At 60.4% G+C, this 25,108-nt stretch carries 31 protein-coding genes and 1 riboswitch; of the genes, 11 read left to right on the forward strand and 20 right to left on the reverse strand.

Annotated features, from left to right (window positions below; translation table 11 throughout):
- Window positions 1-34: 34 nt before the first annotated feature.
- The 3 genes from pip (at window position 35) to M0412_RS08330 (ending at window position 2,252) form a co-directional block, all read left to right on the forward strand.
- Window positions 35-991, forward strand: a complete 957-nt coding sequence (pip, locus tag M0412_RS08320) for a prolyl aminopeptidase (protein WP_269698484.1) — start codon at window positions 35-37, stop codon at window positions 989-991.
- Window positions 992-1,175: 184 nt separating this feature from the next.
- Window positions 1,176-1,664, forward strand: coding sequence for a GNAT family N-acetyltransferase (locus M0412_RS08325; protein ID WP_003509304.1), 489 nt, complete (start codon window positions 1,176-1,178; stop codon window positions 1,662-1,664).
- A gap of 21 nt (window positions 1,665-1,685) precedes the next feature.
- The gene (locus M0412_RS08330) at window positions 1,686-2,252 is read left to right on the forward strand and encodes a type 1 glutamine amidotransferase family protein (protein WP_269698485.1); all 567 of its coding nucleotides are present in this window, start codon (window positions 1,686-1,688) and stop codon (window positions 2,250-2,252) included.
- Window positions 2,253-2,429: 177 nt separating this feature from the next.
- On the opposite strand, the gene M0412_RS08335 is transcribed toward M0412_RS08330, so the two are convergent.
- The 6 genes from M0412_RS08335 to M0412_RS08360 form a co-directional block, all read right to left on the reverse strand.
- On the reverse strand, window positions 2,430-2,744 hold the full coding sequence (locus M0412_RS08335) for a hypothetical protein (RefSeq protein WP_269698486.1): 315 nt from the start codon (window positions 2,742-2,744) through the stop codon (window positions 2,430-2,432).
- A 4-nt stretch (window positions 2,745-2,748) separates the two neighbouring features.
- Complete coding sequence (locus M0412_RS08340) at window positions 2,749-3,462, reverse strand: CbtA family protein (protein WP_269698487.1); 714 nt, start codon at window positions 3,460-3,462, stop codon at window positions 2,749-2,751.
- Between the two features lie 11 nt (window positions 3,463-3,473).
- Complete coding sequence (locus M0412_RS08345; RefSeq protein WP_046798597.1) at window positions 3,474-3,656, reverse strand: CbtB domain-containing protein; 183 nt, start codon at window positions 3,654-3,656, stop codon at window positions 3,474-3,476.
- Window positions 3,657-3,816: 160 nt separating this feature from the next.
- Window positions 3,817-4,045, reverse strand: a riboswitch (cobalamin riboswitch).
- Window positions 4,046-4,313: 268 nt separating this feature from the next.
- Window positions 4,314-5,234: a cytochrome c gene (locus M0412_RS08350; RefSeq protein WP_269698488.1), complete on the reverse strand. Its 921-nt coding sequence runs from the start codon at window positions 5,232-5,234 to the stop codon at window positions 4,314-4,316.
- A gap of 87 nt (window positions 5,235-5,321) precedes the next feature.
- Complete coding sequence (locus M0412_RS08355; RefSeq protein WP_161991153.1) at window positions 5,322-5,756, reverse strand: cytochrome c; 435 nt, start codon at window positions 5,754-5,756, stop codon at window positions 5,322-5,324.
- 247 nt (window positions 5,757-6,003) lie between these two features.
- A complete protein-coding gene (locus tag M0412_RS08360) occupies window positions 6,004-6,648 on the reverse strand; it encodes a LysE family translocator (protein ID WP_269698489.1) in 645 nt (214 codons plus the stop codon).
- Between the two features lie 132 nt (window positions 6,649-6,780).
- Here M0412_RS08360 and M0412_RS08365 point away from each other — a divergent pair, with 132 nt between their 5' ends.
- On the forward strand, window positions 6,781-7,491 hold the full coding sequence (locus M0412_RS08365) for a YafY family protein (RefSeq protein ID WP_269698490.1): 711 nt from the start codon (window positions 6,781-6,783) through the stop codon (window positions 7,489-7,491).
- Here the strand turns inward: M0412_RS08365 and M0412_RS08370 are convergent.
- Both M0412_RS08370 and M0412_RS08375 read right to left on the reverse strand, forming a co-directional pair.
- Window positions 7,480-8,325, reverse strand: coding sequence for a metallophosphoesterase (locus M0412_RS08370; RefSeq protein WP_269698491.1), 846 nt, complete (start codon window positions 8,323-8,325; stop codon window positions 7,480-7,482). The two genes, M0412_RS08365 and M0412_RS08370, sit on opposite strands and share 12 nt — an antisense overlap.
- 120 nt (window positions 8,326-8,445) lie before the next feature.
- A complete protein-coding gene (locus M0412_RS08375; RefSeq protein ID WP_003494380.1) occupies window positions 8,446-9,048 on the reverse strand; it encodes a superoxide dismutase in 603 nt (200 codons plus the stop codon).
- A gap of 220 nt (window positions 9,049-9,268) precedes the next feature.
- On the opposite strand from M0412_RS08375, the gene M0412_RS08380 reads away from it, so the two are divergent.
- The gene (locus tag M0412_RS08380; protein WP_161991152.1) at window positions 9,269-9,613 is read left to right on the forward strand and encodes a hypothetical protein; all 345 of its coding nucleotides are present in this window, start codon (window positions 9,269-9,271) and stop codon (window positions 9,611-9,613) included.
- Window positions 9,614-9,617: 4 nt separating this feature from the next.
- Here the strand turns inward: M0412_RS08380 and M0412_RS08385 are convergent, their stop codons facing one another.
- The gene (locus tag M0412_RS08385) at window positions 9,618-10,160 is read right to left on the reverse strand and encodes a GNAT family N-acetyltransferase (protein ID WP_269698492.1); all 543 of its coding nucleotides are present in this window, start codon (window positions 10,158-10,160) and stop codon (window positions 9,618-9,620) included.
- A gap of 97 nt (window positions 10,161-10,257) precedes the next feature.
- Here M0412_RS08385 and M0412_RS08390 point away from each other — a divergent pair, with 97 nt between their 5' ends.
- Window positions 10,258-11,139, forward strand: coding sequence for a LysR family transcriptional regulator (locus tag M0412_RS08390; protein ID WP_269698493.1), 882 nt, complete (start codon window positions 10,258-10,260; stop codon window positions 11,137-11,139).
- Window positions 11,140-11,221: 82 nt separating this feature from the next.
- On the opposite strand, the gene M0412_RS08395 is transcribed toward M0412_RS08390, so the two are convergent.
- Window positions 11,222-12,103, reverse strand: a complete 882-nt coding sequence (locus tag M0412_RS08395; RefSeq protein ID WP_269698494.1) for a branched-chain amino acid aminotransferase — start codon at window positions 12,101-12,103, stop codon at window positions 11,222-11,224.
- Entirely contained in the window at window positions 12,100-12,441 is a 342-nt protein-coding gene (locus tag M0412_RS08400; RefSeq protein WP_269698495.1) for a hypothetical protein, read from the reverse strand. The genes M0412_RS08395 and M0412_RS08400 overlap by 4 nt, the downstream gene beginning before the upstream one ends.
- Here M0412_RS08400 and tam point away from each other — a divergent pair.
- The gene (gene tam / locus M0412_RS08405) at window positions 12,440-13,210 is read left to right on the forward strand and encodes a trans-aconitate 2-methyltransferase (RefSeq protein WP_269698496.1); all 771 of its coding nucleotides are present in this window, start codon (window positions 12,440-12,442) and stop codon (window positions 13,208-13,210) included. The two genes, M0412_RS08400 and tam, sit on opposite strands and share 2 nt — an antisense overlap.
- A gap of 2 nt (window positions 13,211-13,212) precedes the next feature.
- Here the strand turns inward: tam and M0412_RS08410 are convergent, their stop codons facing one another.
- Window positions 13,213-13,581 carry a VOC family protein gene (locus M0412_RS08410; RefSeq protein WP_269698497.1) on the reverse strand — a complete coding sequence of 123 codons (369 nt, stop codon included), beginning with the start codon at window positions 13,579-13,581 and terminating at the stop codon, window positions 13,213-13,215.
- Window positions 13,582-13,629: 48 nt separating this feature from the next.
- A complete protein-coding gene (locus M0412_RS08415; protein WP_269698498.1) occupies window positions 13,630-14,340 on the reverse strand; it encodes a YafY family protein in 711 nt (236 codons plus the stop codon).
- A 215-nt stretch (window positions 14,341-14,555) separates the two neighbouring features.
- Between M0412_RS08415 and M0412_RS08420 the strand changes: the two genes are divergently transcribed.
- Window positions 14,556-15,383: an aldo/keto reductase gene (locus M0412_RS08420; RefSeq protein WP_142839324.1), complete on the forward strand. Its 828-nt coding sequence runs from the start codon at window positions 14,556-14,558 to the stop codon at window positions 15,381-15,383.
- A gap of 25 nt (window positions 15,384-15,408) precedes the next feature.
- Here M0412_RS08420 and M0412_RS08425 read toward each other — a convergent pair whose 3' ends face one another.
- The 3 genes from M0412_RS08425 to M0412_RS08435 all read right to left on the reverse strand — a co-directional run bounded on the left by M0412_RS08425 (window position 15,409) and on the right by M0412_RS08435 (window position 17,950).
- On the reverse strand, window positions 15,409-16,020 hold the full coding sequence (locus tag M0412_RS08425) for a LysE family translocator (protein ID WP_142839323.1): 612 nt from the start codon (window positions 16,018-16,020) through the stop codon (window positions 15,409-15,411).
- A 294-nt stretch (window positions 16,021-16,314) separates the two neighbouring features.
- Window positions 16,315-17,121: an AraC family transcriptional regulator gene (locus M0412_RS08430; RefSeq protein ID WP_269698499.1), complete on the reverse strand. Its 807-nt coding sequence runs from the start codon at window positions 17,119-17,121 to the stop codon at window positions 16,315-16,317.
- 70 nt (window positions 17,122-17,191) lie between these two features.
- Entirely contained in the window at window positions 17,192-17,950 is a 759-nt protein-coding gene (locus tag M0412_RS08435) for an SDR family oxidoreductase (protein WP_269698500.1), read from the reverse strand.
- A 103-nt stretch (window positions 17,951-18,053) separates the two neighbouring features.
- Between M0412_RS08435 and M0412_RS08440 the strand changes: the two genes are divergently transcribed.
- Entirely contained in the window at window positions 18,054-18,485 is a 432-nt protein-coding gene (locus M0412_RS08440) for a helix-turn-helix domain-containing protein (RefSeq protein ID WP_269698501.1), read from the forward strand.
- Between the two features lie 7 nt (window positions 18,486-18,492).
- On the opposite strand, the gene M0412_RS08445 is transcribed toward M0412_RS08440, so the two are convergent.
- The gene (locus tag M0412_RS08445; RefSeq protein WP_046798576.1) at window positions 18,493-18,891 is read right to left on the reverse strand and encodes a DUF937 domain-containing protein; all 399 of its coding nucleotides are present in this window, start codon (window positions 18,889-18,891) and stop codon (window positions 18,493-18,495) included.
- A 314-nt stretch (window positions 18,892-19,205) separates the two neighbouring features.
- On the opposite strand from M0412_RS08445, the gene M0412_RS08450 reads away from it, so the two are divergent.
- Both M0412_RS08450 and M0412_RS08455 read left to right on the forward strand, forming a co-directional pair.
- Window positions 19,206-20,777 (forward strand): helicase HerA-like C-terminal domain-containing protein, encoded by a 1,572-nt coding sequence (locus M0412_RS08450; protein ID WP_269698502.1) that lies wholly within the window; start codon window positions 19,206-19,208, stop codon window positions 20,775-20,777.
- Window positions 20,778-21,293: 516 nt separating this feature from the next.
- Window positions 21,294-22,808, forward strand: coding sequence for an ABC-F family ATP-binding cassette domain-containing protein (locus M0412_RS08455; RefSeq protein ID WP_269698503.1), 1,515 nt, complete (start codon window positions 21,294-21,296; stop codon window positions 22,806-22,808).
- 57 nt (window positions 22,809-22,865) lie between these two features.
- Here the strand turns inward: M0412_RS08455 and M0412_RS08460 are convergent, their stop codons facing one another.
- The 3 genes from M0412_RS08460 to M0412_RS08470 form a co-directional block, all read right to left on the reverse strand.
- The gene (locus tag M0412_RS08460; RefSeq protein WP_269698504.1) at window positions 22,866-23,645 is read right to left on the reverse strand and encodes a VOC family protein; all 780 of its coding nucleotides are present in this window, start codon (window positions 23,643-23,645) and stop codon (window positions 22,866-22,868) included.
- Window positions 23,646-23,739: 94 nt separating this feature from the next.
- Window positions 23,740-24,228 (reverse strand): DUF1579 domain-containing protein, encoded by a 489-nt coding sequence (locus M0412_RS08465; protein ID WP_269698505.1) that lies wholly within the window; start codon window positions 24,226-24,228, stop codon window positions 23,740-23,742.
- Between the two features lie 26 nt (window positions 24,229-24,254).
- Window positions 24,255-24,983: a thioredoxin family protein gene (locus tag M0412_RS08470; protein ID WP_142839315.1), complete on the reverse strand. Its 729-nt coding sequence runs from the start codon at window positions 24,981-24,983 to the stop codon at window positions 24,255-24,257.
- Between the last annotated feature and the right edge of the window lie 125 nt (window positions 24,984-25,108).

A 25,108-nucleotide genomic window follows, 5' to 3' on the forward strand; every position in this document is an offset into this window, starting at 1 on the left:
ATGCGCTCTCTCCTGCTTGAAGAAGGGATGCCGGATGGCCGAAATATTTCCCGAAATCACTCCGTTCGAGACTGTTTTTCTTGAGGTTTCAGAAGGCCACCGGCTGCATGTGACGATTGCCGGCAATCCGGCGGGAAGGCCGGCGATCCTGCTGCATGGCGGCCCCGGCTCGGGGCTTTCGGCGACGGCCAGACGCTATTTCGATCCCGCCCATTACCGCATCATCCAGTTCGACCAGCGCGGCTGTGGCAAAAGCACGCCGAATGCTAGTGAGAGCCTGGCGCATAACACCACGCATCACCTGATCGACGACATGGAGGCCGTCCGCTGCGCGCTTTCGTTGGATGACTGGCTGGTTTATGGCAGCTCCTGGGGTGCCACACTCGCGCTGGCCTATGCGCAGTGCCACCCGGAGCGGGTGCGCGCGATGGTGCTGGCCGGCGTCACTACCACACGGCAAAAGGAGATCGACTGGCTTTACAAGGGGCTGGCGATGTTTCTGCCGCAACAGTGGCAGCGTTTCATCACAGCTATCCCGGATCATCTGCCGAAGGAAGATCCCGTCGGCGCGTATCTGCAGCTTTTAAACGATCCTGACCCCGCCATCCGCCGGATGGCGGCGCTTGAATGGCATTTGTGGGAGGCGGGCTCGATCAGTGCGGAGGCCAGCTCGGCCTTTCCGGAAAAATGGCGCGACGGCGATTATATCCTGACCCGCGCCCGTCTATGCGCCCATTATTTCCACCATGCGGCCTGGCTGGAGGACGGTGTGCTTCTACGCAATGCCGGCCTGCTCGCCGGCATTCCCGGCATGCTCATCCAGGGCATGCGCGACCTGCAGGGACCGCCCGTCACCGCTTACGAACTTGCCGCCGCATGGCCGGGAAGCGAACTGATTGCCATAGGTGGAGCGGGGCATTCCACCGGTGATGCCGGGATGGAAGATGCGATTGTTTCAGCAATCGCACGATTGCAAATTGAAGCCGCTTGACAGATTACGGATTCGGGCGCATTGCAATGACATGATCAACGAACGCGCACCCATCTCCTGCTCGTACTTTTGGGCCTACCTTTAAGGGCGGCTCGACAGATCATATTGTCAACAAGCCGCCGTCAGGCGGCTTTGTTGTTTTCAAACGTCCTGACGGCACAGATAAGACCAAAGGACCGAAAAAATGACCGAAGATAGCTCCCTTACACTGGAAAGACCGCCCGTCGTCATCATTCGCGGCGCCCGCAAAACGGATTTGCCCGAGCTTAACGAGATGATCACGCTGCTTGCCTCCTACCACGGCGATGCGGCGGCGATCACGCCGGCCAAGCTTGAGCGCGACCTGTTCGGCCCCCTGCCCTGGGTGCATGGTCTTGTCGCCGAAGCCGATGGCGCGCTGATCGGCTACGCGCTGCTTCTGCCGCTCTACAGGGCGCAGGAAGGCCGGCGCGGGCTTGAACTGCACCATCTCTTCGTGCGTGACGGCCATCGCGGCCACGGCACGGGCCAGCATCTGGTTTCCCGCGCCCGCGATATCGCCAAGCGGCTGGGTTGCGATTATCTTTCCGTCAGCGCCACGACCGGCAATGTGGCGGCACATCGTTTCTACGAAAACATGGATTTCGCGCCGCGTCCGGTCACCGGCATGCGCTACATGCAGTCCATCGCCTGATCACAACCGACGGAGACGGCCATGACACGGATCGCCATTGCGCTGGCGCAGGATTTTGCGGACTGGGAACCGGCGCTGCTTGCGGCGGCGGCACGCAGCTATCTCGGCGTCGAGATCGTTCATGCCACCCCGGACGGGCGGCCGGTAACGTCGATGGGCGGGCTAAATGTAACGCCCGAAACCTCCTATGACGCGCTTGATCCTGATAACATCGATGCGCTCGTCATTCCCGGCGGTCTCAGCTGGGAAAAGGGCACGGCCGCCGATCTTGGCGGGCTGGTGCAGCGCTTTCGCGAAAAGGACCGGCTGGTTGCCGGTATCTGTGCGGCGGCAAGTGCGCTGGCGGGCACGGGTATCCTGAACCATGTCGCCCATACCGGCAATTCGCTCGCCTCGCACAAGACCTATCCGGCCTATCGTGGCGACGGTCTTTATCGCGACCAGCCAAAGGCGGTCAGCGATGGCGGCGTCATCACGGCCGCCGGCAGCGCACCGGTCAGCTTTGCGGTGGAAATTCTGAAAAACCTCGGCCTCTTTGGTCCGGAAGCCGAGGCGGAACTTGGAATTTTCGCGGCGGAGCACCGGTAAGGCGCAGAGCCTTATTCCGCCCTCTCTCCGTGATACCGGCCCTGAGCCGGTATCCAGCCAGCCCAAGTCCTTGGGCTGAAAGGATTTCTCCCGCCGCGCAGACGCGCGTCGGCTGGATGCCGGATCAAGTCCGGCATGACGGTCGAGGAGAAGATGCCTCTCGCAAATCATCCTGCGCTATTCTCGATCAAGCACCCGGCACACACGCGCCGCAAACTCCAGCCCCTCGCCGGCAATCGCGCGGCGGATATCGCGGCTGTTCAAATGCAGGCTGCGGCCGGCGGGCAAGTTTGAGCGTTTGATCTTGGCGAGTGCCGCAGCGGCAAAGGCAGCTTCGTGGTCTTGAAAATAGGCAAGCGCCGCATCACGATCGGGACTTTTACCCAGAGCGGCCTTGAAGGCAAGGCGGTGCACGGCGCAGAAAGCGCCGTGACCGGGAACGGCAAAACGCAGCGCATCGAGTTCGTCACTCCACTCCGCTGCGTCCTGCATGGTTTCAAGCCGACTGGAAGCGTTTCAGGAAAAACGCGCTCAATGTTCCAAGCAGCGCCCAGAAAACGAAGCTGGTGATGGTGGCGGCAACAATGAACTGCCGTTCCAGCGGCAGCGGCGCCAGCGCATGTTCGCCTTCCGGCGGCAGCGGTGCGCCCACCACATGCGGTGCGACGATCAGCACCAGAGCCAGAACGATGGCCCAGGGCTCGCGGCGAAACGCGATCAGCGCAATGCCGCCCGCGGTTGCGATAACCGTCGAGAGCCACCAGATCTGCCGTGCCTCAAGTGCTGCGGCCGGGCTTCCCGGCAATTCCGGCGGCAGGCCGATCATCGGTGCGAGCATGACGGCGGCAAAACCGGCAACGCCCCACAGAAGACCTTCGCGCCAGCCGGCATCGGTGCCACGCAGCGAGATGAGACCGGTCAGAACAAGCGCGTAACCGATGGCCGTCAGCACATTGGCGGCAACGGTATAGGCGGTGCGCTCGAAACCATCGGCCGGAGCCCAGGCCTCGTCATTATGCTCATGGGCGGGAACCGCAGCGCCGGGTGCTGCCGCATCATGGCTGTGGGTTGCTTCGCCGCCGGCACTTTCAAAGGTTTCCGCCTGAAGGATGAGCGGCGTGGTGCCGAAAGCCTGCATGGCCGAGACGGCCAAACCGCCAACGATACCGACGAGAACGGCGGTAAAAACGATATTGCGAAAAAATGACATGCCGTTTCCCCTCAATGGCAGGGGAAGGCATTGGCATGACGTGTGTCATGCGCGGCATTGTGAACGGCTTCCACATGCGAAAAGCCGACAAAACCGACTACGAACAGGCCAAGCACGATCGCCGTCAGCGATTGCGCGAAGCTGCCCGTTTTTGCGGAAACGGCAGCATTCGCCGTATTCTGCTGGATGGACATGGTGACCCCTCTCCCGGCGCGACCCCGCGCCATAAGATACAGCCGAACGGCAAATAGCCGCGCAGCTGCATATGATACACTTCACCACGGGGATACGAGACTGAAACAGGGGTACCGAACCGACGACCCTGACATTCCGCTCTTCCGGACACCCCGCCGGCATGGACATTTCCGCGATGGCAGGTCTCCTGGCTTGCGGGTCAAAACCTGAAACACCTTCCCGGCATCGCCCTCGCCTTGAATGGGGGCGAGATGGCTTGCCAGTGGCATTTCGTTTCAGGCTCTCCGCTCACAGTTGCGGGGGCAGCCACGAATGAGGATTTCTCCCTATCGTGTTCCCTTTTCACCTTCCGGAACGCCCGGAAGGAACCATCACGCAGATGTTATCTGCCGGGTGGGTGCGGGAGTCAATGGCAGCGAGATCTTGGCATCGCCGGCAGCATCTCACTCGACGTCATCGTGGAGTTTAGCCCATTGCTGTGGGTTTTAGATTGGGAAGAGAAACCGGAACGAAAAAACACTCTCCCGTCATTCCGGCCCTGAGCCGGAATCCAGCCGACGTGCGTCTGAACGGCGAAAAAGCTCCCTCAGCCCAAGGACTTGGGCTGGCTGCATACCCGCTCAAGGCCGGTATGACGGAGGGGAGCTTCAAACTCCCTACCGAGACGGGATCGCCTTCAGATAGGCGGCAATCGCATTGCGGTCTTCGGCGGTCAGATGCGCCATGTTCTGCTGCACCTTGACCATGGAGCCGCCGACGCTGTCGAATTCCGGGGTGAAGCCGGTTTCCAGGTAGCCGGCAATATCGGCCGCCGTCCAGGCACCGATGCTCTCGGAGCCGGGCGTGATATCGGGGATACGGCCCTCACCTTCGGGATTGGGGCCGCCGGCCAGCCATTTGTCTTTCAGGAAACCGCCGAGAGCATCGCGCGGGGTGTGGCATTCGCCGCAATGGCCCGGCCCTTCGACCAGATATTGGCCGCGCAGCAATTCGGCATTGGCATTGGCAAGCTCGACACGCGGCGGGGCGGAGGTGTCGAAATACAGGAACTTCCAGCCGCCGAGCGCCATGCGCAGGTTGAAGGGAAACGGCAGGTCGTGATCCGGCGCATCATTCTGGCTGGCCGGCAGGGTTTTCAGATAACCGAAGAGGTCGTTCACATCCTTCTGCGTCATGCGCGCATAGGAGGCGTAGGGGAAGGACGGGTACAGATGTTCGCCGTTCTTTCCCACCCCGCGCGTCATGGCATCGCCGAATTCCGCCAGCGTCCAGCCGCCGATACCGTGCTGCGGATCAGAGGAAATATTGGGAACGTGGAAGGTGCCGAAGGGGCTTTTCAGCGGCTGCCCGCCGGCAAGCGTCCGCAGCGCGTCACCCGTGGTATCCGGTGCGGCATGACAGCTTGCGCAGCCACCCGCCCAGAACAGCGTTTCGCCATTGGCCAGATCCGGCTCGCCGAGGCTGACCCAATGGCTGGGCGCCTGACGCTGCGGCGCGGTAACCCAGGCGAAAATGCCGTAGCCGGCAACGGCTGCGATCACGGCCCCGCCCACAAGCTTCGTCCAAATGGAAGACATACCCCTCTCCCCATTCTCACCCGAGCTGATCAGGTGTCTTTCAAAGTGAAAAAACGCCGCCGGGAAGCGGCGTTTTGAAATTCGGGATTATTTCTTCAGACGATAGGTCTGGTGGCAGGTGCCGCAATCTGCGCCGAGCGTCTGCATGGCGGTGGTGACGCCCGCCTGATCGGTGGGGAGATTGGCAAGAACCGTGTCGGCATCAGCACCGAGCTTGGCAGCCTTGGCCTTGAAGTCTTCGAAGTTTTCCCAGATGGCGGGAGCAGCCGCACTGCCGGTCTCGGTGCCAGCGGGGAACTGTTCGGGGAAAGCCTTGGCATTGGTGCTGATGGTCGTCACGGCAGCCTTGACGGCCTCGGCGTCGAAGGGCTTCTGGCCCTTGGAGATGGCAGCCAATGCCCCCATGGAGCCGCCGATCTGCTTCATCATGCCTTCGCGTTTTTCGACTTCGCCGGCAGCGAAGACCGCTCCGGCGCAAAGACAGCCGAAAAGCATGGCCGCCGCGATGGTTTTCAGTTTCATACACTCTCTCCTTGATTCCGGCCGGGTGCCGGACGCTTGATGGAACGGCGCGAGGATGCCCTTTCCGCATGGCGAAAAGAAGTCACATTGCGGTGAATTCCGCCGTGAAAACAGAAGTCTAGAGTATCAGGCCGAAAAGTATCCGGCGGTTTTCCCGCAGGAACCCGTGACAAAACAACGGGGCTGAGGAGAGCATTCGGCGGCTTGCCGAGGAATGGTCTCCCTCAAGCGGCGGGGCCTGTTCCTCTTATTCACCGAGGCTCCAGGACAGAGCTTCCCAAAATGTCAGCAGGGCTGCGGCAACCAGCATGAAACCGGCAGCGCGACCGATGAAGATCGTGGCACCGGGTGAAGAAACCAGCCATTGCCGGCTTTTATCCGCCGTCAGCGCCAGCGCGCCATAAACGGTAAACTGCGTTACCGCCACCATCACCCCCATCACCAGCCCCTGCATCCAGATCGGACCATAGGCCGGTTTTAGAAATTGCGGATAGACGGCCATCATGAACAGATAGGCTTTCGGGTTGGAAAGGCAGGTCAGCACCGCCCGCCAGAACGCTTTTTTCGACGAGGCGCTCGCCTGCGCCTCATCGCCATTCACGACAATTGCGCTGCGCATCAGGCCGATGCCGATCCAGACCATATAGGCAGCGCCGACAATGAGAAGCGGCAGGAACAGCCCCGGCATCCAGGTGGCGAGCAGGCCAACGCCGGCCGCACCATAAAGCGAATGCACGATGCCGCCGGCGCTCATGCCGCTTGCGGCCGAGAGGCCGGTTTTCCTGCCGCCCGTCAGCGCGCTTGCCAGCACGAACAGCATGTCCATGCCCGGCAGGATGATGATGCCGAACAGGACCAGAAAGAATAGCCAGAGATTTTCGGCATAACTCATGTCAGTATCTCCCCAGACGGTTCATGGCACATTTAGGAATATGCATGTTTCTCAATGTGTTTTGCCGTTTATAGAAAAAACCAACTGACAGCATTATGTCAGTTGTCTTGAAAAAACGCCGGGGAAATGTCAATGCGCAAGGCCTCGAGACTGTTCGAGATCATTCAGATCCTGCGGCTGGCCCGCCGGCCCGTTACCGCCCAGATGATTGCCGAAAAGCTGGAAGTGACGGCGCGCTCGGTCTATCGCGATATAGCCGCCCTCCAGACCATGCGGGTGCCCATCGAAGGCGAGCGCGGCGTCGGTTATATTCTGCGCCCCGGCTTCAGCCTGCCACCGCTGATGTTTTCCATCGAAGAGACCGAGGCGATCGTGCTGGCGCTCGCCATGGTTGGCCGTTCCAGTGATACCGAATTGCGGCAGGCGGCGAAAAAGGCGAGCGACAAGATTGCCGCTTCCCTGCCTGAACCCCTGTCCAAAACCCTGTCGGCCAATGCCCTGCATGCCTGGGGCAGCATCGCGCCCGCACCTGCCGGCATCGATCTCGCCACCGTGCGGCGGGCGGTGCGCGATGAAGAGCGGCTGGAGATCAGCTATCGCGATGAAACCGGCACAGAGACCCGGCGGCAGATCCGCCCCATTGCCGTGATCTATTATTCGGAGACGGTGAATATCGTCGGCTGGTGCGAATTGCGGCAGGCGATCCGCAACTTCCGCTCTGACCGGGTTTTGACCTGCGAAAGCACCGGCAGTTTTTTCAAGCTGGAAGGTGAAAAGCTGCGGCAATTGTGGATGAGCGGCTGGCAGAGCAACCAGCCGGGCAGTCCATCCTCACAGCCGTAAGAGGCGATTCTCCTCGCGGCCGAAACCGCGAATGACGATCCGGTCTTCGAAAACATCGGCGATGGCAAAGGTGTTCTGGTCGGGCGTGTCCACCATGCCCTTGAAATTAACGAAGTGGGTGTTGCCCAGCACACCGTAATTGCCTTCGTGATTATGGCCATTGAACCATGCGACGGCCGAAGCATGGGCGCCGAGAAGATCGAGAATGCGCGGCGCATCCCACATGTTGTGAGCGTTTTCCGGATAAAGCGGATAGTGGCACAACACGACCACTTTTTCGCCGGCTGCATCCGATTTTTGCAGGACGCTTTGCAGCCATTCAAACTGCTCGTCGCTGAGTGAGGCGTTCCAGTCCTGTGCATTGATCGCGCCCGCTTCCTGCAGGTGCTTCAGCCGCTCCTGCGCAAGTGCACGACGCGGATCGCCGGGCGGCGGGGCGAAGAGACTGACCTCGTTGCCATCAAGCACGGCGAAGCGGACATTGCCGATGGCGAAGTCATGCCAGGGGGCCGGCATGCCAAGGCGGGCATGGATGGCGGTCAGATGTTCAGGCGCAACTGAAAAATCATGATTACCCGGCAACAGGACCGAGGGATGGCGAAGCCCGTCATAAACGCTGAGGATCGCATCGAAATTCTCGAAACCACGGTCGATGATGTCGCCGAGCGTCACCACAAAGGCGAGGTCCTCTTCGTTGAAGGCGGCCACCGCTTCGGAAAGCTTTTTCGGGCTTTCGGCGTAATAGCGCCCCATGTCCGGACGGGGATCGGCATTGGCATATTGGGGATCGGCGACGATGCCGAAGGAGAAGAGAGGCTTGCTTTTTTCAGTCATGATGCGCCGCGATAAACCCGGCTGATGACAGGCTTGTGACAAATGGCCGGAACGGCATGCCCCAAAAGCAGAACACCCGGCACAAAGGCCGGGTGTTCAAAAAATCCCGTTCGCCAAGCCTTACTTGGCAGCGGCTTCGTAACGCTCCAGGACGTAGTCCCAGTTGATGAGGTTATCAACGAAGGCTTCGAGGTACTTCGGACGCAGGTTGCGGTAGTCGATGTAGTAGGAATGTTCCCAGACGTCGACGCCGAGGATCGGCTCTGCACCGTGAACCAGCGGGTTTTCGCCGTTCGGGGTCTTGGAGATTTCGAGCTTGCCGTTCTTGACGGAGAGCCATGCCCAGCCGGAGCCGAACTGCGTGGTGCCGGCAGCGATGAAATCAGCCTTGAACTTGTCGTAGCCGCCGAGATCGGAAGCAATCGCCTGCTCCAGCTTGCCCGGCAGCTTGTTGCCGCCGCCGTCCTTCTTCATCCACTTCCAGAAATGAACGTGGTTGTAGTGCTGGGCAGCGTTGTTGAAGAGGCCGGCATTGGTGCCAAAGGACTTCTTCACGACTTCCTCGAGCGACAGGTCGGAAAGACCGGCTTCGGCAGCCAGCTTGTTACCGTTGTCGACATATGCCTTGTGGTGCTTGTCGTGATGGAACTCGAGCGTCTCGCGCGACATGTAAGGTGCAAGCGCGTCGTAGTCGTAGGGGAGTTCGGGAAGTTCGAAGGCCATGGTTTTTACTCCTTTTTGCAGCGGGTTACCGCTCCTAGAAACCGTGTGAGCGGACCATAGGAGCGAACCTCTGTTTGGGCAACCTGCGAAATATCAAAATGTTCCGACAAAAGAGAAAATTCGTCTCTGGCCAGCCGCCACCACATTTGTTTCACAACCCTGGCGTACCGTTTTCCACCCTATCGGTTCGCTTTTGCCGAAAATGCAGGAAGGAAATTCCATGACGCGCTTCATCACCCGAAACATTCTCTTCGTCGCCGCCTTCGCATCGCTGACACTGCCTGCCGCTGCATCTTCTGATGATGCGTGGAAGGAATTCGTGGCGGATGTGCAGACCGCCTGCCTTGCGGGCGCCAAGGACATGATCGAGGATGCCAAGGCGGTGGTCGATCCCGTCGGCAGCGAGAATTACGGCCTTGCCATCCTCACCGGCAAGGCGAAGGGCGCGGATGCGACGGTCAGCCATATCTGCGTCTATGACAAGAAGACCAAGGCCGTGGAGCTGGGCAGCGAACTTGCCGGCGATACGCTGAAGGTGGAAATTCCCGGCTCCACCAAACCCTGATCGGTCAGAAACGGGGCGTGGTGTCACCCTCGCCCAGTGATCGTTGCATCAGCACCGTATCGAGCCATTGGCCATGTTTCCAGCCGATGGATTTGAAAGTGCCGACATGCTCGAAACCGGCAGCGCGATGCACGCCGATCGAGGCGGCATTGGCGCTGTCACCGATGACGGCGATCATCTGGCGGAAGCCGCGCCCAGTCGCCTCCTTAATCAGCGCATCGAGAAGCTTGCGGCCGATGCCCATGCCTTTCATGGCCGGATCGATATAGACGGAATTCTCAACCGCCGCGCCATAGGCCGGGCGCGCACGATATGCGCCGGCATAGGCATATCCGGCTACCTTTCCGCCGACTTCGGCGACGAGATAGGGATAATTGCCTTCCACCAGAAGGCGGCGGCGCTCGGCCATCGTCTCGGCGGTCGGCGGATCGATCTCGAAGCTGGCGCGACCATGGAGCACGGCATCCCGGTAAATTTCGGTAATGGCTGGAATATCCGCCTCTTCACAGGGGCGGATCAAAAGGCTGGAAACGGTGGAAGGGGTCATTCTTGCTGTCCTGCGGATCATTCACGCCATCATTGTGCATTGCGGCGCAATCAAAATAAAGATTATCTATCTTATACAAACGATAAGGTTTTCTTTGATGATGGACCTCGATCTGCGGCAGGTGCGCAGCTTCATGGATGTGGCCGATCTCGGCAGCTTTTCCGCCGCCGCCGACAAGGCGGGGCTGACGCAGCCGGCCATCAGCCTGCATATAAGGTTGCTGGAAAAGCAGCTCGGCGTACGACTGATCGAAAGGGTCGGCAGGCGGGCGCAGCCGACGGCTGCGGGCCGGGATTTTCTCATCCATGCAAGACGGATCGCGGAAGAGGTGGCGCATGCCATCGAGACGGTTGCGCCGCATCGCAGCGGGGTGACGGGGCGGCTGCGCATCGGCACGGGCGCCACCGCCTGCATCTACCTGCTGCCGCCAGTGCTGGGCAAAATCCGCCAGGCCATGCCGGGTATCGACATCGTCGTGCAGACCGGCAATACCCACGATATTTTGCGGCTGCTGGAGGCCAATACCATCGACGCCGCCGTGGTGGCCCTGCCCGCCAGCGGCCGCAGCCTTGATATCAGCGACATCCATCTCGACGAACTGGTCGCAGTTTTTCCACGGGGCACCGGCGAAAAGACACTGAATGCCGAAACATTATCGAGGCAGCCGCTGCTGCTTTATGAGGGCGGCAATACGCGCAGGCTGGTGGATCAATGGTTTGCAGCGAGCGGCCGCACCGTGCAGCCAGCCATGGAACTCGGCAGTGTCGAGGCCATCAAGAAACTGGCGGGTGCAGGTCTCGGCCTTGCCATCGTGCCACGCATGGCCATGGAGCATGAAAGTGCGGCATCCGGGCTTGAGTGGCGCTCGCTCGACCCGCCGCTGGAGCGGCGGATCGCGCTGGCGCTCAGGCGCGACAAACATATGACCGCGCCGTTGCGGGCGCTTGCCGCTGCCCTGCCGGATGTGCGGAAACGGTGAGACCGCTCAGGCACGCAGTTCAAAATAAAAGCCGCGACAAGGACGCCCCGTCGCGGCTTCTGAAAACAGGGTTATTGAAGGCTCAGACGTCCGCGCCGAGACGCGCCCAATCCATGTAGAGATCCAGCGCCTTGCGCGCCACGGGACCGGCCTGCAGCTCGCGGTCATCGAGCTTCACGACCGGCGATACTTTCGAATAATTGCCCGAGCAGAAGATTTCATCGGCCTCACGGAAATCCTCGACCGACAAGGTCGCCTCGCGAACCTCGAAGCCGGCCTGGCGCAGCAGGCCGATCACCCGCGAACGGGTGATGCCGGCAAGGAAGGTGCGGTTCGGCACCGGGGTGAGGACGACACCGTCCTTGACCATGAAGATGTTGGCGGAGGCCGATTCGGCGACATTGCCGTTCATGTCGCGCATCAGGGCGTTGTCGAAACCGCGCGAACGGGCTTCCAGAATGGCGCGGCCGCTATTGGGGTAAAGGCTGCCGGCCTTGGCGTCGGTCATCGCGGTTTCCGGCGAAGGACGGCGCAGCGGCGAAACGGTAAGTGTTAGCGGCTTGCCGGCATCCATCGGCGCTTCGAACAGGCAGAGCGCAAAACGGGTGGAGCTGGCATCCGGTGCCACGACGCTGCCGGGCATGCCGTGTTCGGCCCAGTACATCGGCTTGATATAGATCGCCATCTTGCCGTCGAATTTCTTGACGCCTTCCAGCGCCAGGGCCTCGATCTCTTCCGCCGTCATGGTTGCTTTCATGCCCATATTAACGGCCGAGCGGTTGACGCGCTGGCAATGCAGATCGAGATCGGGCGCCACGCCATCGAACCAGCGCGCGCCGTCAAACACCGTCGAGGCCAGCCACATGGCATGCGAGGTCGGGCCGATGAGCGGCGGGTTGCCGGGCAGCCATTGACCGTCAACATAGGTCCAGGTGGTTGATCGGGGTGCGGTATCGACGCTCATGGCGGGCTCCTGTTTTCAAGCGTTTCCGTACGGCGAAAACGCTCCGTCTTTTTGTCTTGGCGCAATTCCCGGCGCAAAACGCTTTGCACTTTATTGGAAAAGCTCTGGAAATCGGCCGGAGTGAATGCCTGTCGCCCGAGGAGGTCAAGTTTTAATTGCCGCGATCTCAGATTTTGATGGAAAATAACAAAGCGACGCCCCGATAAAGATGTTTTATGAGGCGAAACAAAAGGTTGTTGAATAGGTTCATCACAATAATTCATGCATCGGATGATGGCGGCGTCATTTCGCCCGTGCGATGCTCCCGGTCTTACAGCTCTCTGGCAGGAGGAAATCATGGCATGGTCCGCCCAGCAATATCTGAAATTCGAAGATGAGCGGACACGTCCCGCCCGGGACCTTCTGGCGCAGGTGCCGCTGGAGCGGGTGCTGAACGGCTATGATCTCGGCTGCGGGCCGGGCAATTCCACCGAGCTTCTGACCGACCGCTACGGCGTCAATGTCATCACCGGCATCGACAGCGATGACGACATGCTGGAAAAGGCCGCCGACCGGCTGCCGAATACCCGTTTCGGCAAGGCCGATCTTTCGCAGTGGCGACCGACCCAGAAGGCGGACCTGCTTTATGCGAACGCGGTTTTCCAGTGGGTGCCCGATCATCTTGCCGTTCTTTCGCAATTGATGGATCAGCTGGAAAGCGGCGGGGTTCTGGCGGTGCAGATGCCGGACAATCTGCAGGAACCGACACATCGCGCCATGGAGGACACCGGCGCCAACGGCTCCTGGAAGGATACCTTTGTCGATGGCAGGCTGCGGCGCAAACCCCTGCCCGCGCCATCCGACTATTTCAATGCACTGGCGCCGAAATCCGCCCGCGTGGATGTGTGGCACACCATCTACAATCACCCGATGAAGGATGCGGAAAGCATCGTCGAATGGGTGAAGGGCACGGGGCTGCGCCCCTATCTCGCCGCCGCCGGTGAGGAAAACCGCGAAGCCTTCCTCAGCGATTATACGCAGCGTATCAAGGCGGCCTATCCGCCGATGACGGACGGCCGCCTGCTGCTGCGCTTTCCACGGCTGTTTGTGGTGGCGGTGAAGAAGTAGCGTCAGCCCGCGAAGGCATAGACCCTGAGACGGTGGTTGTCGGGGTCTGTGGCCGTGAAAGTGTAGCCGAATTCCATTTTCGCGGGCTGCTGCAGCATGGGGACACCTTTTGCCCGCCATCCGGCGAAAGTCTCATCCACCTGTGCATCGTTTTCGACACGGAAGGCAAGCTCGCCGCCACCGCCCGTCACCGATGCCTTCGGCTCCACCGTGTGGCGCGACCAGAGGCCGAGCTTCATGCCGTTCTGAAGAACGAAGAGCGAGAATGTTGGCGAAGATTCGACCGGCTCCGTACCCAGCAGGGCCTTGTAAAACTGCGTGCTGGCGGGTGGATTGTCGACGTAAAGGATGGTGAAATCGGGGTGGGTCATGGTCGTTCTCCTGTGTTGCGGATGAACGATGTCTAGACCCGCCTGTTGTCAGTTTTTGTCAGCATGATCCGGCCGTCGCCGCTGTTTTTCGCGCTCGCGCCATTCTTTCAGCAAGGCCTGCCGGCGGCGGGGATAACGGCTGCCCATCAGCCGGAAAGTTTCGATGCGATCGGCCCGGAAACTGCGAAAATCCTGCCGCGTTTCGCACCATGCCAGCACCACCCGCACCAGATCGAAAAAGGCGAGCGCGAAGGGCCAGATCACCCGCTCCGTCAACTCTGCCTTTTCGTCACGATAAGTCATCACGACCTTGCTCTCCTTGCGGATCGTATCGCGAATTTCGGCGAGATCGATGCGGATGGTTGCCACGGCTTGCCCGGGGCCGATGAGAAGCGTGGAATTGTCGAGTTCTTCGCGCAGGGCATCGGGAAGCACGGCGGCGATCTTGACGAGCGCGGCGCGGGCGGCCTCGGCCAGCCCCGCATCGGCACGGCCTGCTACCCAGCGCGAACCCAGCACCAGCGCCTCGATTTCCTGCCCGGAAAACATCAGCGGCGGCAAAAGGAAGCCGGGGCGCAGCACATAACCCACGCCCGCCTCACCCTCGATATCCGCGCCCTGCGCCTGAAGCGTCGCTATATCGCGGTAGAGCGTGCGCAGGCTGACGCCGGTCTGGGCGGCAAGGGCCGCACCGCTGACCGGCATGCGGTGGGAGCGCAGGATCTGCAACAGATCAAGCAACCGTTGTGAGCGTGACATGCGACATTTCCTTCCATCCGCATATTCAAATCCATACCGCGATATGATCTTCTGCCGCCGACTGTTATCGCCGCGCTTCTCCGCCCGCAATGGCGCGGATGAGTGACCGTGTCAAAACGGTTGAAACCGATTGCGCCGATACCAGTTAATGAAAGACGGCTTCCCGCCCGGCGTCCGCCGCCGGCCATGTTTTCAGCAAACAGGAGAGACATCCCATGTATGACGTCAGCGCGAATGGCGCGAATATTCCCGCCCTCGGTTTCGGCACCTTCCGTATTCCGGAAGACGATATCAGGCGCATTCTGCCGGAGGCGCTGAAGCTCGGCTTCCGCCATGTCGATACCGCCCAAATCTACAAGAACGAAGGCGCGGTCGGTGAGGTCATCGCTCAGTCAGGCATTTCCCGCCACGATATTTTCCTGACCACCAAGGTCTGGGTGGACCGTTACCGTCACGACGATTTTCTTGCCTCGGTTGATGAAAGCCTAGCGAAACTGAAGACCGACTATGTCGATCTGCTGCTGCTGCACTGGCCGAAAAGCGACGTGCCGCTTGCCGAGCGCATGGGCGCGCTGAATGCGGTGCGCAAGGCCGGCAAGGCGCGCAATATCGGCATTTCCAACTTCAATGTAGCGCTGACTGACGAGGCGGTGAAACTGTCCGATACGCCGCTTGCCACCAACCAGATCGAATATCACCCCTATCTCGACCAGACGAAGGTGATTTCGGCCGCACGCAAGCACGGAATGTCGGTGACGGCCTATTATCTGATGGCCGATGGCAAGGTGCCGAACGATCCCGTTCTGAAGGATATCGGCGCGAAACACGGCAAGACCGCCGCGCAGGTGACCCTGCGCTGGGCGGTGCAGCAGCCGGATATCGTGGCGCTTTCCAAAACGGCGACGGAAAGCCGCCTGAAAGAGAATTTCGATATTTTCGATTTCGCGCTGTCGGAAGAGGAAATGCGGGCGATCCACGCGCTTGCCAGGCCGAATGGCCGCATCGTCAGCCCCGGCCACCTCGCGCCCGACTGGGACGACTGAGGCGACGGGGCCATTCGGTCCCGTCTTATCGCTCGGTCAGGGCCAGCTTCGCACCCAGCGCCACGAAAGCGGCCGCGAAGCTGCGCCTCAGCCAGGCGAGGACCGCCGGGCGTGATATCACCTGACGCCTTACAGAGGCGGCAAAGCAGCCATAAAGCGCAAAGACCAGAAATGTCATCGCCATGAAGATCAGCCCGAGATCGACCATGCGCCATGTCGGCAAAGCCTCATCCGGCGAGATGAATTGCGGCAGGAAGGCGAAAAAGAAGATCGACAGTTTCGGGTTCAGCAGATTGATGAGGATCGCCTCGCCGATGACACGGGTGGCCTTCTGGGGCTCCCTCGTATCGTCGATCTTCAGCGCACCATCTTCCCGCAGCGTGTTCCACGCCATGTAGAGGAGATAGGCAACCCCCAGATATTTGACGATGCCGAAGGCCAGCGCACTGGTGTGCAGAATGGCGGCAAGCCCGGTGATGGCGGCAAGCAGATGCGGCACGATGCCAAGCGTGCAGCCGAAAGCCGCGATGATGCTCGCCCTTGCCCCTTGCGAAAGACCGGCGGCCAGCGTGTAGACCACCCCGGTTCCGGGAGACGCGGCGACGATGAAGGATGTGATGAGGAATTCGGGAGTCATGGTGTGGGTGTGTCCTCTTGCGGTGGAGGACGGGAGCATGATGGTGCGGGGGGTGGGTGTCTTGGATGAAATTGCAGGGTTGATGTCCGGAGGCTCCTTCCCCCTCATTCCTGTGCTTGTCACAGGAATCCAGTCGACGCGCGTCTGCGCGGCGGGGGAGCCCTTTCAGCCCAAAGACTTGGGCTGGCTGGATTCCTGTGACAGGCACAGGAATGAGGAAGAGGGGTGCGTCCTGCGCTCCCCTGAAACCCAAGACATGCCGCACAGAACCTTTCGCTTTTGGAGTAACCTGCCCTACGAAAGCGCCGCCCGGTAAACCGCAGGCGTAACCCCGAATTGCCGCACGAAGAACCGGTTCAGATGGCTCTGGTCGGCAAAACCGGCGATGAAGGCCGCCTCGGCGGGCGGTGTGCCTCTGGCCAGTGAATGGCGTGCCACATGCACGCGCCGCTGGAGAAGATAGCTGTGCGGTGTCAGGCCGGTTGCTTTGGCGAAGGCCCGCAGGAAGCGGAACTGGCTCATGCCGGCCTCCCCGGCCAGATCGGCAAGGCGGAACGGACGGGCAGGATCGTCATCGATGCTGCTTTTTGCGCGCTTTATATTCTCGGGTGCGGCGATTTCACCCGGCTTCGCCGCCGTTTCCATCGCGCCCGCCAGAAGCATCAGCAAGGTTTCATCGCCACGAAGGGTTTCGCCCGGCCGTTCCCTTGCCGTCATGGCTGCAAAGACAGCGTTGAACCGCTCCGCCAGCGGCCTGATATCGACGGGATAGGCGAATTCGAACGCGCCGCGATCCTTCTCGCCGATATCGGCAACGGCATCGCGAACGATATCGATGTCGAGATAGAGCATCCGCCAGGCACGGCCGCCCTCTCCAAGCGGAATGCCGTCATGCACCTCGCCGGGATTGACGGTGATGACATGGCCGGCGCCCGCCTCCACCATGCCACGGCCGGAGAGCGATTTCTGCGCGCCGCGCTCGATGAGGCCGATGCCGAACTGATCATGCATATGGCGCGGAAAGGAACGATCGCTATCCGCCGCCACGGCGGCGACACCAGGCATGCTGGTTTTCGGCATCAGAAACTGGCCTTGGGCCATGAAAGCGCGCGCTCCACGGGAAAGAGCGCGACGCTATCACAGGATGTCCTTGTGCGACAGACGCCGACACTCAAGGATGCATATGGTTGATCATGGCGAAGACCTGATCGAAATTGCCGTTCTGCGCGGCAAAACGCAAAGGCTTGCAGCGTTCCACCACAACTTCCTTCTCATCCGGGCGGTTCTTGAGAATATCCATCACTTCGGAAATGAACGCCTCAAGCGGCATGGCCCTTTCGTCAACGGCCTGCCCCTCGCCCATCAGCGTCGTCTGCACATAGGGCGGCACGATTTCGATGACCTCCACCGGCGTCTCCTTCAGCTGCTCGCGCAGTGCGACCGAATAGGCGTGGATGGCCGATTTGGTGGCGCTGTAGGTGGGGGTCAGCACCATGGGCACGAAGGCCAAGCCGGAGGACACCGTGAGCACGGTGGCGGCGGGCTGCTTGAGGAAATGCGGCAAAAGCGCCGCCGTCAGGCGGATGGGCGCGAGAAGATTGGTGGCAATGGTTTCTTCGGCCGTATCCAGATAATCCGGCGCGGCGGCGATGTCTTCCGGCCGCATGATGCCGGCATTGTTGATGACGGCGTTGAGGCTTGGATGGGCCTTCACCAGAGCTTCGGCAAACGCGCGGATGCCTGCGGCGTCCGTCGCGTCCATGACCATCGAGGCCATGCCGGGATTGGCAGCCGTCACCTCATCAAGCACGGCCTTACGGCGGCCGGAAATGATGACCCTGTTGCCAGCCTGATGAAACGCTTCCGCCAGCGCCCGGCCGATGCCGGAACCGCCGCCGGTGATGAGAATGGTGTTGCCGGTGATTTTCATTGCAGCATCCTTTGCTTGTTGGCTGAAAGGAAGTTAGCTATGATACTCTCCAATCGAAAGTAGGCACCCAAAAGATTTATACTTACCCAAAGGAGAGTGTAAGATGAAACGGCACGCCGCCGACCCGGCCATCGAGAGCCGGCGCAAGATTCCGCCGCCCACGGATACCGATCCGGTCATCGAGGCGCTGGTTCAGGATATCATCGCCAAGGTGGCGGACAAATGGACGATGCTCATTCTGGAGGTGCTGGAAGAGCATGGCACGCTGCGTTTCACGCAGATCGGCAAACATGTGGGCAGCATCAGCCAGAAGATGCTGACAAAAACGCTGAGACAGATGGAAAGCGACGGGCTGGTGCGCCGCACCGTGCATCCCGTCATCCCGCCGCATGTGGATTATGATCTCACCCATCTCGGCCGCACGCTCGGCAGCGCTTTTTGCGGCGTGTGGATCTGGGCGGAAACGCACCATGCGGACATAGAAGAGGCGCGGCGGCGGTTCAAAGAACAGCCACCGCGCCCCGCAATGGATTAATGTCGCCTTACGCGAACTGGCTGAGGCCCGGAACCGAGGCGATCACCTGGTCAACGGTCTCGTCACCGGCGTGCTGACGGGCAACGGCGATGGTTTCCTTGGCGAGCGTGGAAATCTCGCTCATGCCGATGCCCTGGCTCATCAACTGCTGGCCAAGACCCATGATGCCGCCGCCGCCGATCGCGCTCATCAGTCCGCCCAGCAGACCGCCGCCGCCATTACCGGTACCCTCACCGTTATATTGCGCCACGAGATCGCTGGCGCCCGGAATGGCTTCGATCATCTTGGCGATCGGGCCGTCGGCCGCCTCGCGCTGGAGAAAACCGAGAATCATGCCAACGGCCTTTTCGGCCAGCTGAGGGTCGATACCCGCCTTCGCGGCGATCTGATCAACGATTTCGTTCATTCTTGCCTCCTGTTGAAAAACGACGCCAACATCGAATAACTGACGTTAACGTCAACGTAAAACAATCTCATGCCGCATTCAAGCGGCCACGGATAGGTGCGGCAACTTTCATCAAGCGCTTTTTATTCATCGCCATCAAGCAGTTGTTGCGCCTTGAAACTGTCCTTATAAGATCATCACAACCAAACTATGAAAAGGCCGCGTTTACCATCAGCGGTCAAGGCACGCTCGTTACGCTTTTAATTCGGACATGACTTTTGTGAAATCCAGGGTGATTTTAAGGGTCATGCATCAGCCGCAGGAGAAATTGGTCGATGTTGCAGGACGGACAGCTCTATATCGGGACCAGCCGCAATCCGGATGACAGCCTGAACAAGGGCGAATATCTGGAACTGAAATTCGGCAACCGCCATGGCCTCATCACCGGCGCGACGGGAACGGGCAAGACCGTGACGTTGCAGGTTCTTGCCGAAGGCTATTCCAAGGCCGGCGTTCCGGTGTTCTGCGCCGATATCAAGGGTGACCTTTCCGGCATCGCGGCCGAGGGCGAGGCGAAAGACTGGGTGCAGAAACGCGCCGAGCAGATCGGCTTTACCGATTTCTCCTATGGCAAATCGCCTGTCATCTTCTGGGATCTCTACGGTGAAAAAGGCCATCGCGTGCGCGCCACCATCGCCGAGATGGGGCCACTGCTGCTTGCCCGGCTGATGGATGCATCGGAAGCGCAGGAAGGCGTGCTCAACATCGCCTTCAAGATCGCCGATCAGGGTGGGCTGCCGCTGCTCGATCTGAAAGACCTGCAATCGCTCTTGAACTATATGGGCGAAAACGCGTCGGCGCTTTCCAGCCAGTTCGGCCTGATTTCCAAGGCCTCGGTCGGTTCGCTGCAACGTGGGCTGCTGGTTCTCGAACAGCAGGGTGCCGCCAATTTCTTCGGCGAACCGGCGCTGAAGATTGCCGACATCATGCGCGTCGGCGCGGATGGACGCGGCACGGTTTCGGTTCTTGCTGCTGACCGGCTGATGATGAACCCGCGCCTTTACGCCACCTTCCTGCTCTGGATGCTCTCGGAACTGTTTGAAGAACTGCCTGAAGTGGGCGATCCGGAAAAGCCGCGTCTGGTGTTCTTCTTCGATGAAGCACATCTGCTGTTCAACGATGCGCCGAAGGTGCTGGTCGAGCGCGTGGAACAGGTGGTGCGCCTCATCCGCTCCAAGGGCGTGGGTGTTTATTTCGTGACGCAGAACCCGCTCGACGTGCCGGAAACCGTTCTCGCCCAGCTCGGCAACCGCGTGCAGCATGCGCTGCGCGCCTATACGCCGCGCGAACAGAAGGCCGTGCGCACCGCCGCCGACACCTTCCGCCAGAACCCGGCCTTCAACACCGCCGACACCATCACCACGCTCGGCACGGGTGAGGCGCTAATTTCCACCCTGCATGACAAGGGCGCGCCTTCCATCGTCGAACGCACCCTCGTGCGCCCGCCCTCCGGCCGCGTCGGGCCGCTCACCGATGCGGAGCGGAAGTCGCTGATCGATCTCAGCCCCGTCGCCGGCCAATATGACAAGGATATCGACCGGGAATCCGCCTTCGAAATCCTCGCCGCCCGGGCCCAGAAGGCAGCGGAAGCCGAAGCCGCCAAGCGCGCGGAAGAGGAAAATGCCGCCAATCAATCCGACAACGCTTCCGGACGCTGGCGCCTGCCCGGCTTCGGCGACGAGGAGCCCGCACCGGCCTCCACCGGCTCGCGCAATGGCGGCACGCGCAAGACCGGCTATCAGCGCGAAACGGTGATCGAGGCGGCGATGAAAAGTGCCGCCCGCTCGGTGGCGACCTCGGTGGGACGGGCGATCGTGCGCGGGATTTTGGGTAGTTTGAAGCGGTAAATATGGGTTGAAGCACCTATGGGGCCGGGCGCGTGCTGCTTGTTTCTTCTCCCCGCCGGGGAGAAGTCCCGCGGCAGCGGGATGAGGGGGCAAACTCTCCGCATATCGCTAGCGTAGCCCCCTCATCCGACCCTTCGGGCCACCTTCTCCCCGGCGGGGAGAAGAAATATGCCGCACCGTGGCGCCATCCTGTAACGGCCGCACCTGCGCAAAACCCATTGCCTCCCGTCACCAGCGCTGCTAATCATCAAACCGTTCAACTCGTATCAAGAAAGGAGGCTTCGCATGGATATTTCCTGCTTCTGGCGTTACCGCCAGATCCGCCACCTTTCTGCCCTGCAGATGCGTTTGCAGGGCTGACCGGAACTTCCAAAACTCTGGTTTGCCCAAAAGGCCGCGCGGAACGCAGTTCGTCTGCCATTACGCATGTTTTCATGACGGATCATCGCGACCGAACAACCCTGCCCGCATGTGGCAGCCAGCTTCGTCGTTGATCCGTTTCGCCAGAGATACATCATGACCCTTATCACGCTTCGAAACCTCGGAATCATTCTGGGCAAGCCGCTTTTTTCCGGTCTCAGCCTCACCATCCATGCGGGAGACCGCATCGGCATCGTCGCCGCGAATGGCTGCGGCAAATCCACCCTGCTCAATTGCCTTGCCGGCGAACTGGATGCCAGCAGCGGCGATATCACCCGGTTGCGCGGGTTGACGCAGTCCATCGTCCACCAGCATCTGCCCCCGGCCCTTCTCCCACGGACAATGCGGGATGCGGTATTATCCGCCCTGCCGGCGGATGTGATCGACAGCGACAGCTGGCGGGCCGACATCATCCTCGACGAGATGGCCGTGCCGGAAAGTTATCGCCATCGCCCGCTGCAGGCGCTGAGCGGTGGCTGGCAGCGGCTTGCCATGCTGGCGCGGGCGTGGATCACCGAGCCGGACCTGTTGCTGCTCGATGAGCCGACCAACCATCTCGACCTTGAAAAAATCAAGGTGCTGGAGGGTTTTCTTCAACAATTGCCACGCGATACGGCGGTGGTCATCGTCAGCCATGACCGCGCCTTTCTCGACAATGTCACCAAAACCACGCTGTTCCTGCGGCCGGAAAATTCCTCGCTCTTCCGGTTGCCCTATGGCCATGCGCGAAGGGCGCTGGAAGAGGAGGATGCCGCCGATGAACGGCGTTTCGAGCGTGACATGAAGACCGTGCAGCAGTTGCGCCGGCAGGCGGCGAAGCTCAACAATATCGGCATCAATTCGGGCAGCGATCTTCTGACCATCAAGACCAAGCAATTGCGCGAGCGCGCCGAGAAGCTGGAGGAAAAAGCCCGGCCCGCCCATCAGGATCGATCTGCCGGAAAGATCCAGCTCGCCAATCGCGGCACACACGCCAAGGTACTGGTGACGCTTGAGGATATTCCCGTCTCGACACCGGATGGCACCCTGCTGTTCCGCACCGGCCAGCAATTCATCCGCCAGGGCGACCGCATCGTCATTCTCGGCCATAATGGCGTCGGCAAGACACGGCTGGTTTCACTTCTGAAGGCGGCAATAAGAGCTGACGAGCCGGTGGCGGAGGGCATCAAGGCCACCCCTTCGCTGGTGGCGGGATATGTCGACCAGTCGCTCGCCGAAATCGATGATGCCAGCACGCCGCTGACACTCATCACACATCGGTTCGACATAGGTGACCAGCGCGCGCACGGGTTGCTGGCCGGTGCTGGCATCGACATGGAAATGCAGAAACGTCGCATCGCAACGCTTTCCGGCGGGCAGAAGGCGCGGCTTGCCATGCTGGCGCTGCGCCTGACCGAGCCTAATTTCTATCTGCTGGACGAGCCGACCAACCATCTCGACATTGAGGGACAGGAAGCGCTGGAGGCGGAAATCACCGGCCGTCAGGCCAGCTGCGTGCTCGTCTCGCACGACCGGAGTTTCGTGCGGGCGGTTGGAACACGGTTCTGGCTGATCGACAAACGCCGGCTGGTGGAAGTCGACGATGCGGAAGCGTTTTTCGCTTCGACATGACTGTTCTCAAAACGAAGGCCCCTCCCGCCAATTCAGTGGCGGGAGGGGCCTGCATCATTATTTCTTCTGCGACAGAAGTGAGAAGAAAGCGCCCTGCGGGTCTTCGCAGTTGACGATCCAGCTTTCGCCGGGAACCTCCATCGGACCGTTGACGACCTTGCCGCCGCCGGTGCTGACACGGGTGATGGCGTCATCAATACCGTCGACATTGAAGTAATAACCCCAATAACAGCCGGGCGCCTGCGGCATACGCTTCATCATGCCGCCTATGGCCTTGCCGTGCTCAGCGAAGATGCGATACGGCCCCATTTCGCCCATGTCGAAATCATGGTCCTTGGTCCAGCCGAAGACCTCGCCATAAAAGGCGGTCGCGCCATCCACATCGCCCGTCATCAGTTCATGCCAGCCGACATGGCCGAGCAGGCTTTGTGCGTCTTCGGGAAAACCGCCGCTTTCCATCGGCAGTGGCGTCATGATGCATAGAACCGCACCATAGGGGTCTGTCACCACCGCAAACCGACCGATTTCAGGAATGTCCTGCGGTTGGCGCATGACGGAGCCGCCCTTTTCCTCGAACTGCCTGGCCGAGGCATCGACATCGTCAACGGCGACATAAGCGGTCCAGTTCGGCGGAATGCCCTGCCCCTTGAGTTCCTCGGTCAGCTCCATGACGCCGCCCATGCCTTTGCCATTGGCTTCCAGCACCAGATAGGGCATTTCCGGCGAACCGAAATCCTTGGTCTGCCAGCCGACGACATGGCCATAAAAGCGGGCGGCCGCCTCCATATCAGGCGTCATCAGTTCAACCCAGATGAATTTTCCATGTGTATCGGACATCTTCGTCTCCTCAGGAGGTTTGGGTGTCTATATTTGGGATCGCCCGCCGCAGGACGCGGCGGCGCTTGTCGTTGCGGCAAGTTCCGGCAGGGCCTTACCCCTTGCGGCGGAATTCCGATGTCATGAAGGTCTTGAATGTGCCATCCGGCTGGCGGACGCTGCCGGAAAAGCTGCGATGATTGTCGTCATGCAGCACCAGCACGTCGTGATAGGTATCGATGCGGCCGGAACCGTCAAAGGCGGGGCCTTCGGCTTCCAGCGTCAGGGTCTTGCCGTCATCTTCCAGCCAGCCCTTGTAGACCCAGAGATGGGTCATCATCGAGCCTACCCAGGTGCCGACGAAATTGCCCTTTGCCGGGTCAAAACCGACCGTTATCACCGCTGTCATCTGGTCGCCGTCGGGCATCCTGCCGGTGCCCTCGCCGATGATCCACAGTCCGCCGATGGAGCGCACGGTTTCGGTGAAACGCTGGTTCGGATCATCAGGATTATATCCCTCATGGCCGGCAACCATCACCCAGTCGCCGACCAACCTCGACAGGAATTCATGTTCCTTCTGCGGCTTTACGCTTTCCATTTCCATTGTTGTCTCCTCCTAGTCTTCCCGTTTCAGTGGCAGCAGGCTGCCGCTTTCGGCGCGTCCTCATACTGATCGTGCCGGCGCACCCAATCCATTACCTCCTCTTCGTTACGGCCTTTTGGCACCAGATCGAGCAGCATCAGCGTGCCGAGCGTCTGTTCCGCGCCGCGGGCATAAGTGGAATAGGTGTGGTAGATCCTGCCGTCCTCGCCCCTGGCGAAAACGCTGATGCCGTGCAAATCCTTCAGGTCGCCATAGGGCGCCATTTCGCGATAGTTATAGGTAATTTCGCCGCTGGCCATATCCTCGTCGCGGAAGGAGGCCTGATAATCATAGTTGAAATCAGTGCCTTCGGCGGAAACCCAGGGGAATTTCCAGCCCATGCGGTGTTTGTAGCCTTCGATCTTTTCAAGCGGCGCGCGCGAGACCGCGACGAAGCTCGCATCGCCATGCCTGAGATGGACGAGCGCGCCATCGACGTGATCGGCAAAGAAGGAACAGCCAACGCAGCCCTCCTCCCAGTCAGGCGCCAGCATGAAGTGATAAACGATGAGCTGGCTGCAATCGCCGAACAATTCCTTCAGCGATTTCGGGCCGGAAGGCGCATCGAAAATATAGTCTTTCGTCACCTCTTCCCAGGGCAATGCGCGCCGCGCCTCGTTCAGCCGATCACGGGCGCGGGTCAGTTCCTTTTCCTTCACCAGCAGATCGCGGCGGGCCGCAAGCCACTCTTCATTCGAAACAACAGGATGAGACATGATCTTTCCTCCTTGGATCCGTCTTTCACCACGGCACCACTCCGCTCCTCCGGAGGGCACCGCCTATTTCTGCATTGAAAGTCATTTAAACCATCAGCGGAGCATCAAGTTCCGCTTGACTAATT

This window comes from Agrobacterium sp. O3.4 (genome assembly GCF_041414895.1).
In the GTDB taxonomy this organism is placed as follows: Bacteria; Pseudomonadota; Alphaproteobacteria; order Rhizobiales; family Rhizobiaceae; genus Agrobacterium; species Agrobacterium cucumeris.

What these genes read in the sequence shown, in the direction of transcription:
- pip (WP_269698484.1), top strand. Translation starts at nt 35, where the DNA reads ATGGCCGAAATATTTCCCGAAATCACTCCGTTCGAGACTGTTTTTCTT.
- M0412_RS08325 (WP_003509304.1), top strand. Translation starts at nt 1,176, where the DNA reads ATGACCGAAGATAGCTCCCTTACACTGGAAAGACCGCCCGTCGTCATC.
- M0412_RS08330 (WP_269698485.1), top strand. Translation starts at nt 1,686, where the DNA reads ATGACACGGATCGCCATTGCGCTGGCGCAGGATTTTGCGGACTGGGAA.
- M0412_RS08335 (WP_269698486.1), bottom strand. Translation starts at nt 2,744, where the DNA reads ATGCAGGACGCAGCGGAGTGGAGTGACGAACTCGATGCGCTGCGTTTT.
- M0412_RS08340 (WP_269698487.1), bottom strand. Translation starts at nt 3,462, where the DNA reads ATGTCATTTTTTCGCAATATCGTTTTTACCGCCGTTCTCGTCGGTATC.
- M0412_RS08345 (WP_046798597.1), bottom strand. Translation starts at nt 3,656, where the DNA reads ATGTCCATCCAGCAGAATACGGCGAATGCTGCCGTTTCCGCAAAAACG.
- M0412_RS08350 (WP_269698488.1), bottom strand. Translation starts at nt 5,234, where the DNA reads ATGTCTTCCATTTGGACGAAGCTTGTGGGCGGGGCCGTGATCGCAGCC.
- M0412_RS08355 (WP_161991153.1), bottom strand. Translation starts at nt 5,756, where the DNA reads ATGAAACTGAAAACCATCGCGGCGGCCATGCTTTTCGGCTGTCTTTGC.
- M0412_RS08360 (WP_269698489.1), bottom strand. Translation starts at nt 6,648, where the DNA reads ATGAGTTATGCCGAAAATCTCTGGCTATTCTTTCTGGTCCTGTTCGGC.
- M0412_RS08365 (WP_269698490.1), top strand. Translation starts at nt 6,781, where the DNA reads ATGCGCAAGGCCTCGAGACTGTTCGAGATCATTCAGATCCTGCGGCTG.
- M0412_RS08370 (WP_269698491.1), bottom strand. Translation starts at nt 8,325, where the DNA reads ATGACTGAAAAAAGCAAGCCTCTCTTCTCCTTCGGCATCGTCGCCGAT.
- M0412_RS08375 (WP_003494380.1), bottom strand. Translation starts at nt 9,048, where the DNA reads ATGGCCTTCGAACTTCCCGAACTCCCCTACGACTACGACGCGCTTGCA.
- M0412_RS08380 (WP_161991152.1), top strand. Translation starts at nt 9,269, where the DNA reads ATGACGCGCTTCATCACCCGAAACATTCTCTTCGTCGCCGCCTTCGCA.
- M0412_RS08385 (WP_269698492.1), bottom strand. Translation starts at nt 10,160, where the DNA reads ATGACCCCTTCCACCGTTTCCAGCCTTTTGATCCGCCCCTGTGAAGAG.
- M0412_RS08390 (WP_269698493.1), top strand. Translation starts at nt 10,258, where the DNA reads ATGATGGACCTCGATCTGCGGCAGGTGCGCAGCTTCATGGATGTGGCC.
- M0412_RS08395 (WP_269698494.1), bottom strand. Translation starts at nt 12,103, where the DNA reads ATGAGCGTCGATACCGCACCCCGATCAACCACCTGGACCTATGTTGAC.
- tam (WP_269698496.1), top strand. Translation starts at nt 12,440, where the DNA reads ATGGCATGGTCCGCCCAGCAATATCTGAAATTCGAAGATGAGCGGACA.
- M0412_RS08400 (WP_269698495.1), bottom strand. Translation starts at nt 12,441, where the DNA reads ATGATTTCCTCCTGCCAGAGAGCTGTAAGACCGGGAGCATCGCACGGG.
- M0412_RS08410 (WP_269698497.1), bottom strand. Translation starts at nt 13,581, where the DNA reads ATGACCCACCCCGATTTCACCATCCTTTACGTCGACAATCCACCCGCC.
- M0412_RS08415 (WP_269698498.1), bottom strand. Translation starts at nt 14,340, where the DNA reads ATGTCACGCTCACAACGGTTGCTTGATCTGTTGCAGATCCTGCGCTCC.
- M0412_RS08420 (WP_142839324.1), top strand. Translation starts at nt 14,556, where the DNA reads ATGTATGACGTCAGCGCGAATGGCGCGAATATTCCCGCCCTCGGTTTC.
- M0412_RS08425 (WP_142839323.1), bottom strand. Translation starts at nt 16,020, where the DNA reads ATGACTCCCGAATTCCTCATCACATCCTTCATCGTCGCCGCGTCTCCC.
- M0412_RS08430 (WP_269698499.1), bottom strand. Translation starts at nt 17,121, where the DNA reads ATGGCCCAAGGCCAGTTTCTGATGCCGAAAACCAGCATGCCTGGTGTC.
- M0412_RS08435 (WP_269698500.1), bottom strand. Translation starts at nt 17,950, where the DNA reads ATGAAAATCACCGGCAACACCATTCTCATCACCGGCGGCGGTTCCGGC.
- M0412_RS08440 (WP_269698501.1), top strand. Translation starts at nt 18,054, where the DNA reads ATGAAACGGCACGCCGCCGACCCGGCCATCGAGAGCCGGCGCAAGATT.
- M0412_RS08445 (WP_046798576.1), bottom strand. Translation starts at nt 18,891, where the DNA reads ATGAACGAAATCGTTGATCAGATCGCCGCGAAGGCGGGTATCGACCCT.
- M0412_RS08450 (WP_269698502.1), top strand. Translation starts at nt 19,206, where the DNA reads ATGTTGCAGGACGGACAGCTCTATATCGGGACCAGCCGCAATCCGGAT.
- M0412_RS08455 (WP_269698503.1), top strand. Translation starts at nt 21,294, where the DNA reads ATGACCCTTATCACGCTTCGAAACCTCGGAATCATTCTGGGCAAGCCG.
- M0412_RS08460 (WP_269698504.1), bottom strand. Translation starts at nt 23,645, where the DNA reads ATGTCCGATACACATGGAAAATTCATCTGGGTTGAACTGATGACGCCT.
- M0412_RS08465 (WP_269698505.1), bottom strand. Translation starts at nt 24,228, where the DNA reads ATGGAAATGGAAAGCGTAAAGCCGCAGAAGGAACATGAATTCCTGTCG.
- M0412_RS08470 (WP_142839315.1), bottom strand. Translation starts at nt 24,983, where the DNA reads ATGTCTCATCCTGTTGTTTCGAATGAAGAGTGGCTTGCGGCCCGCCGC.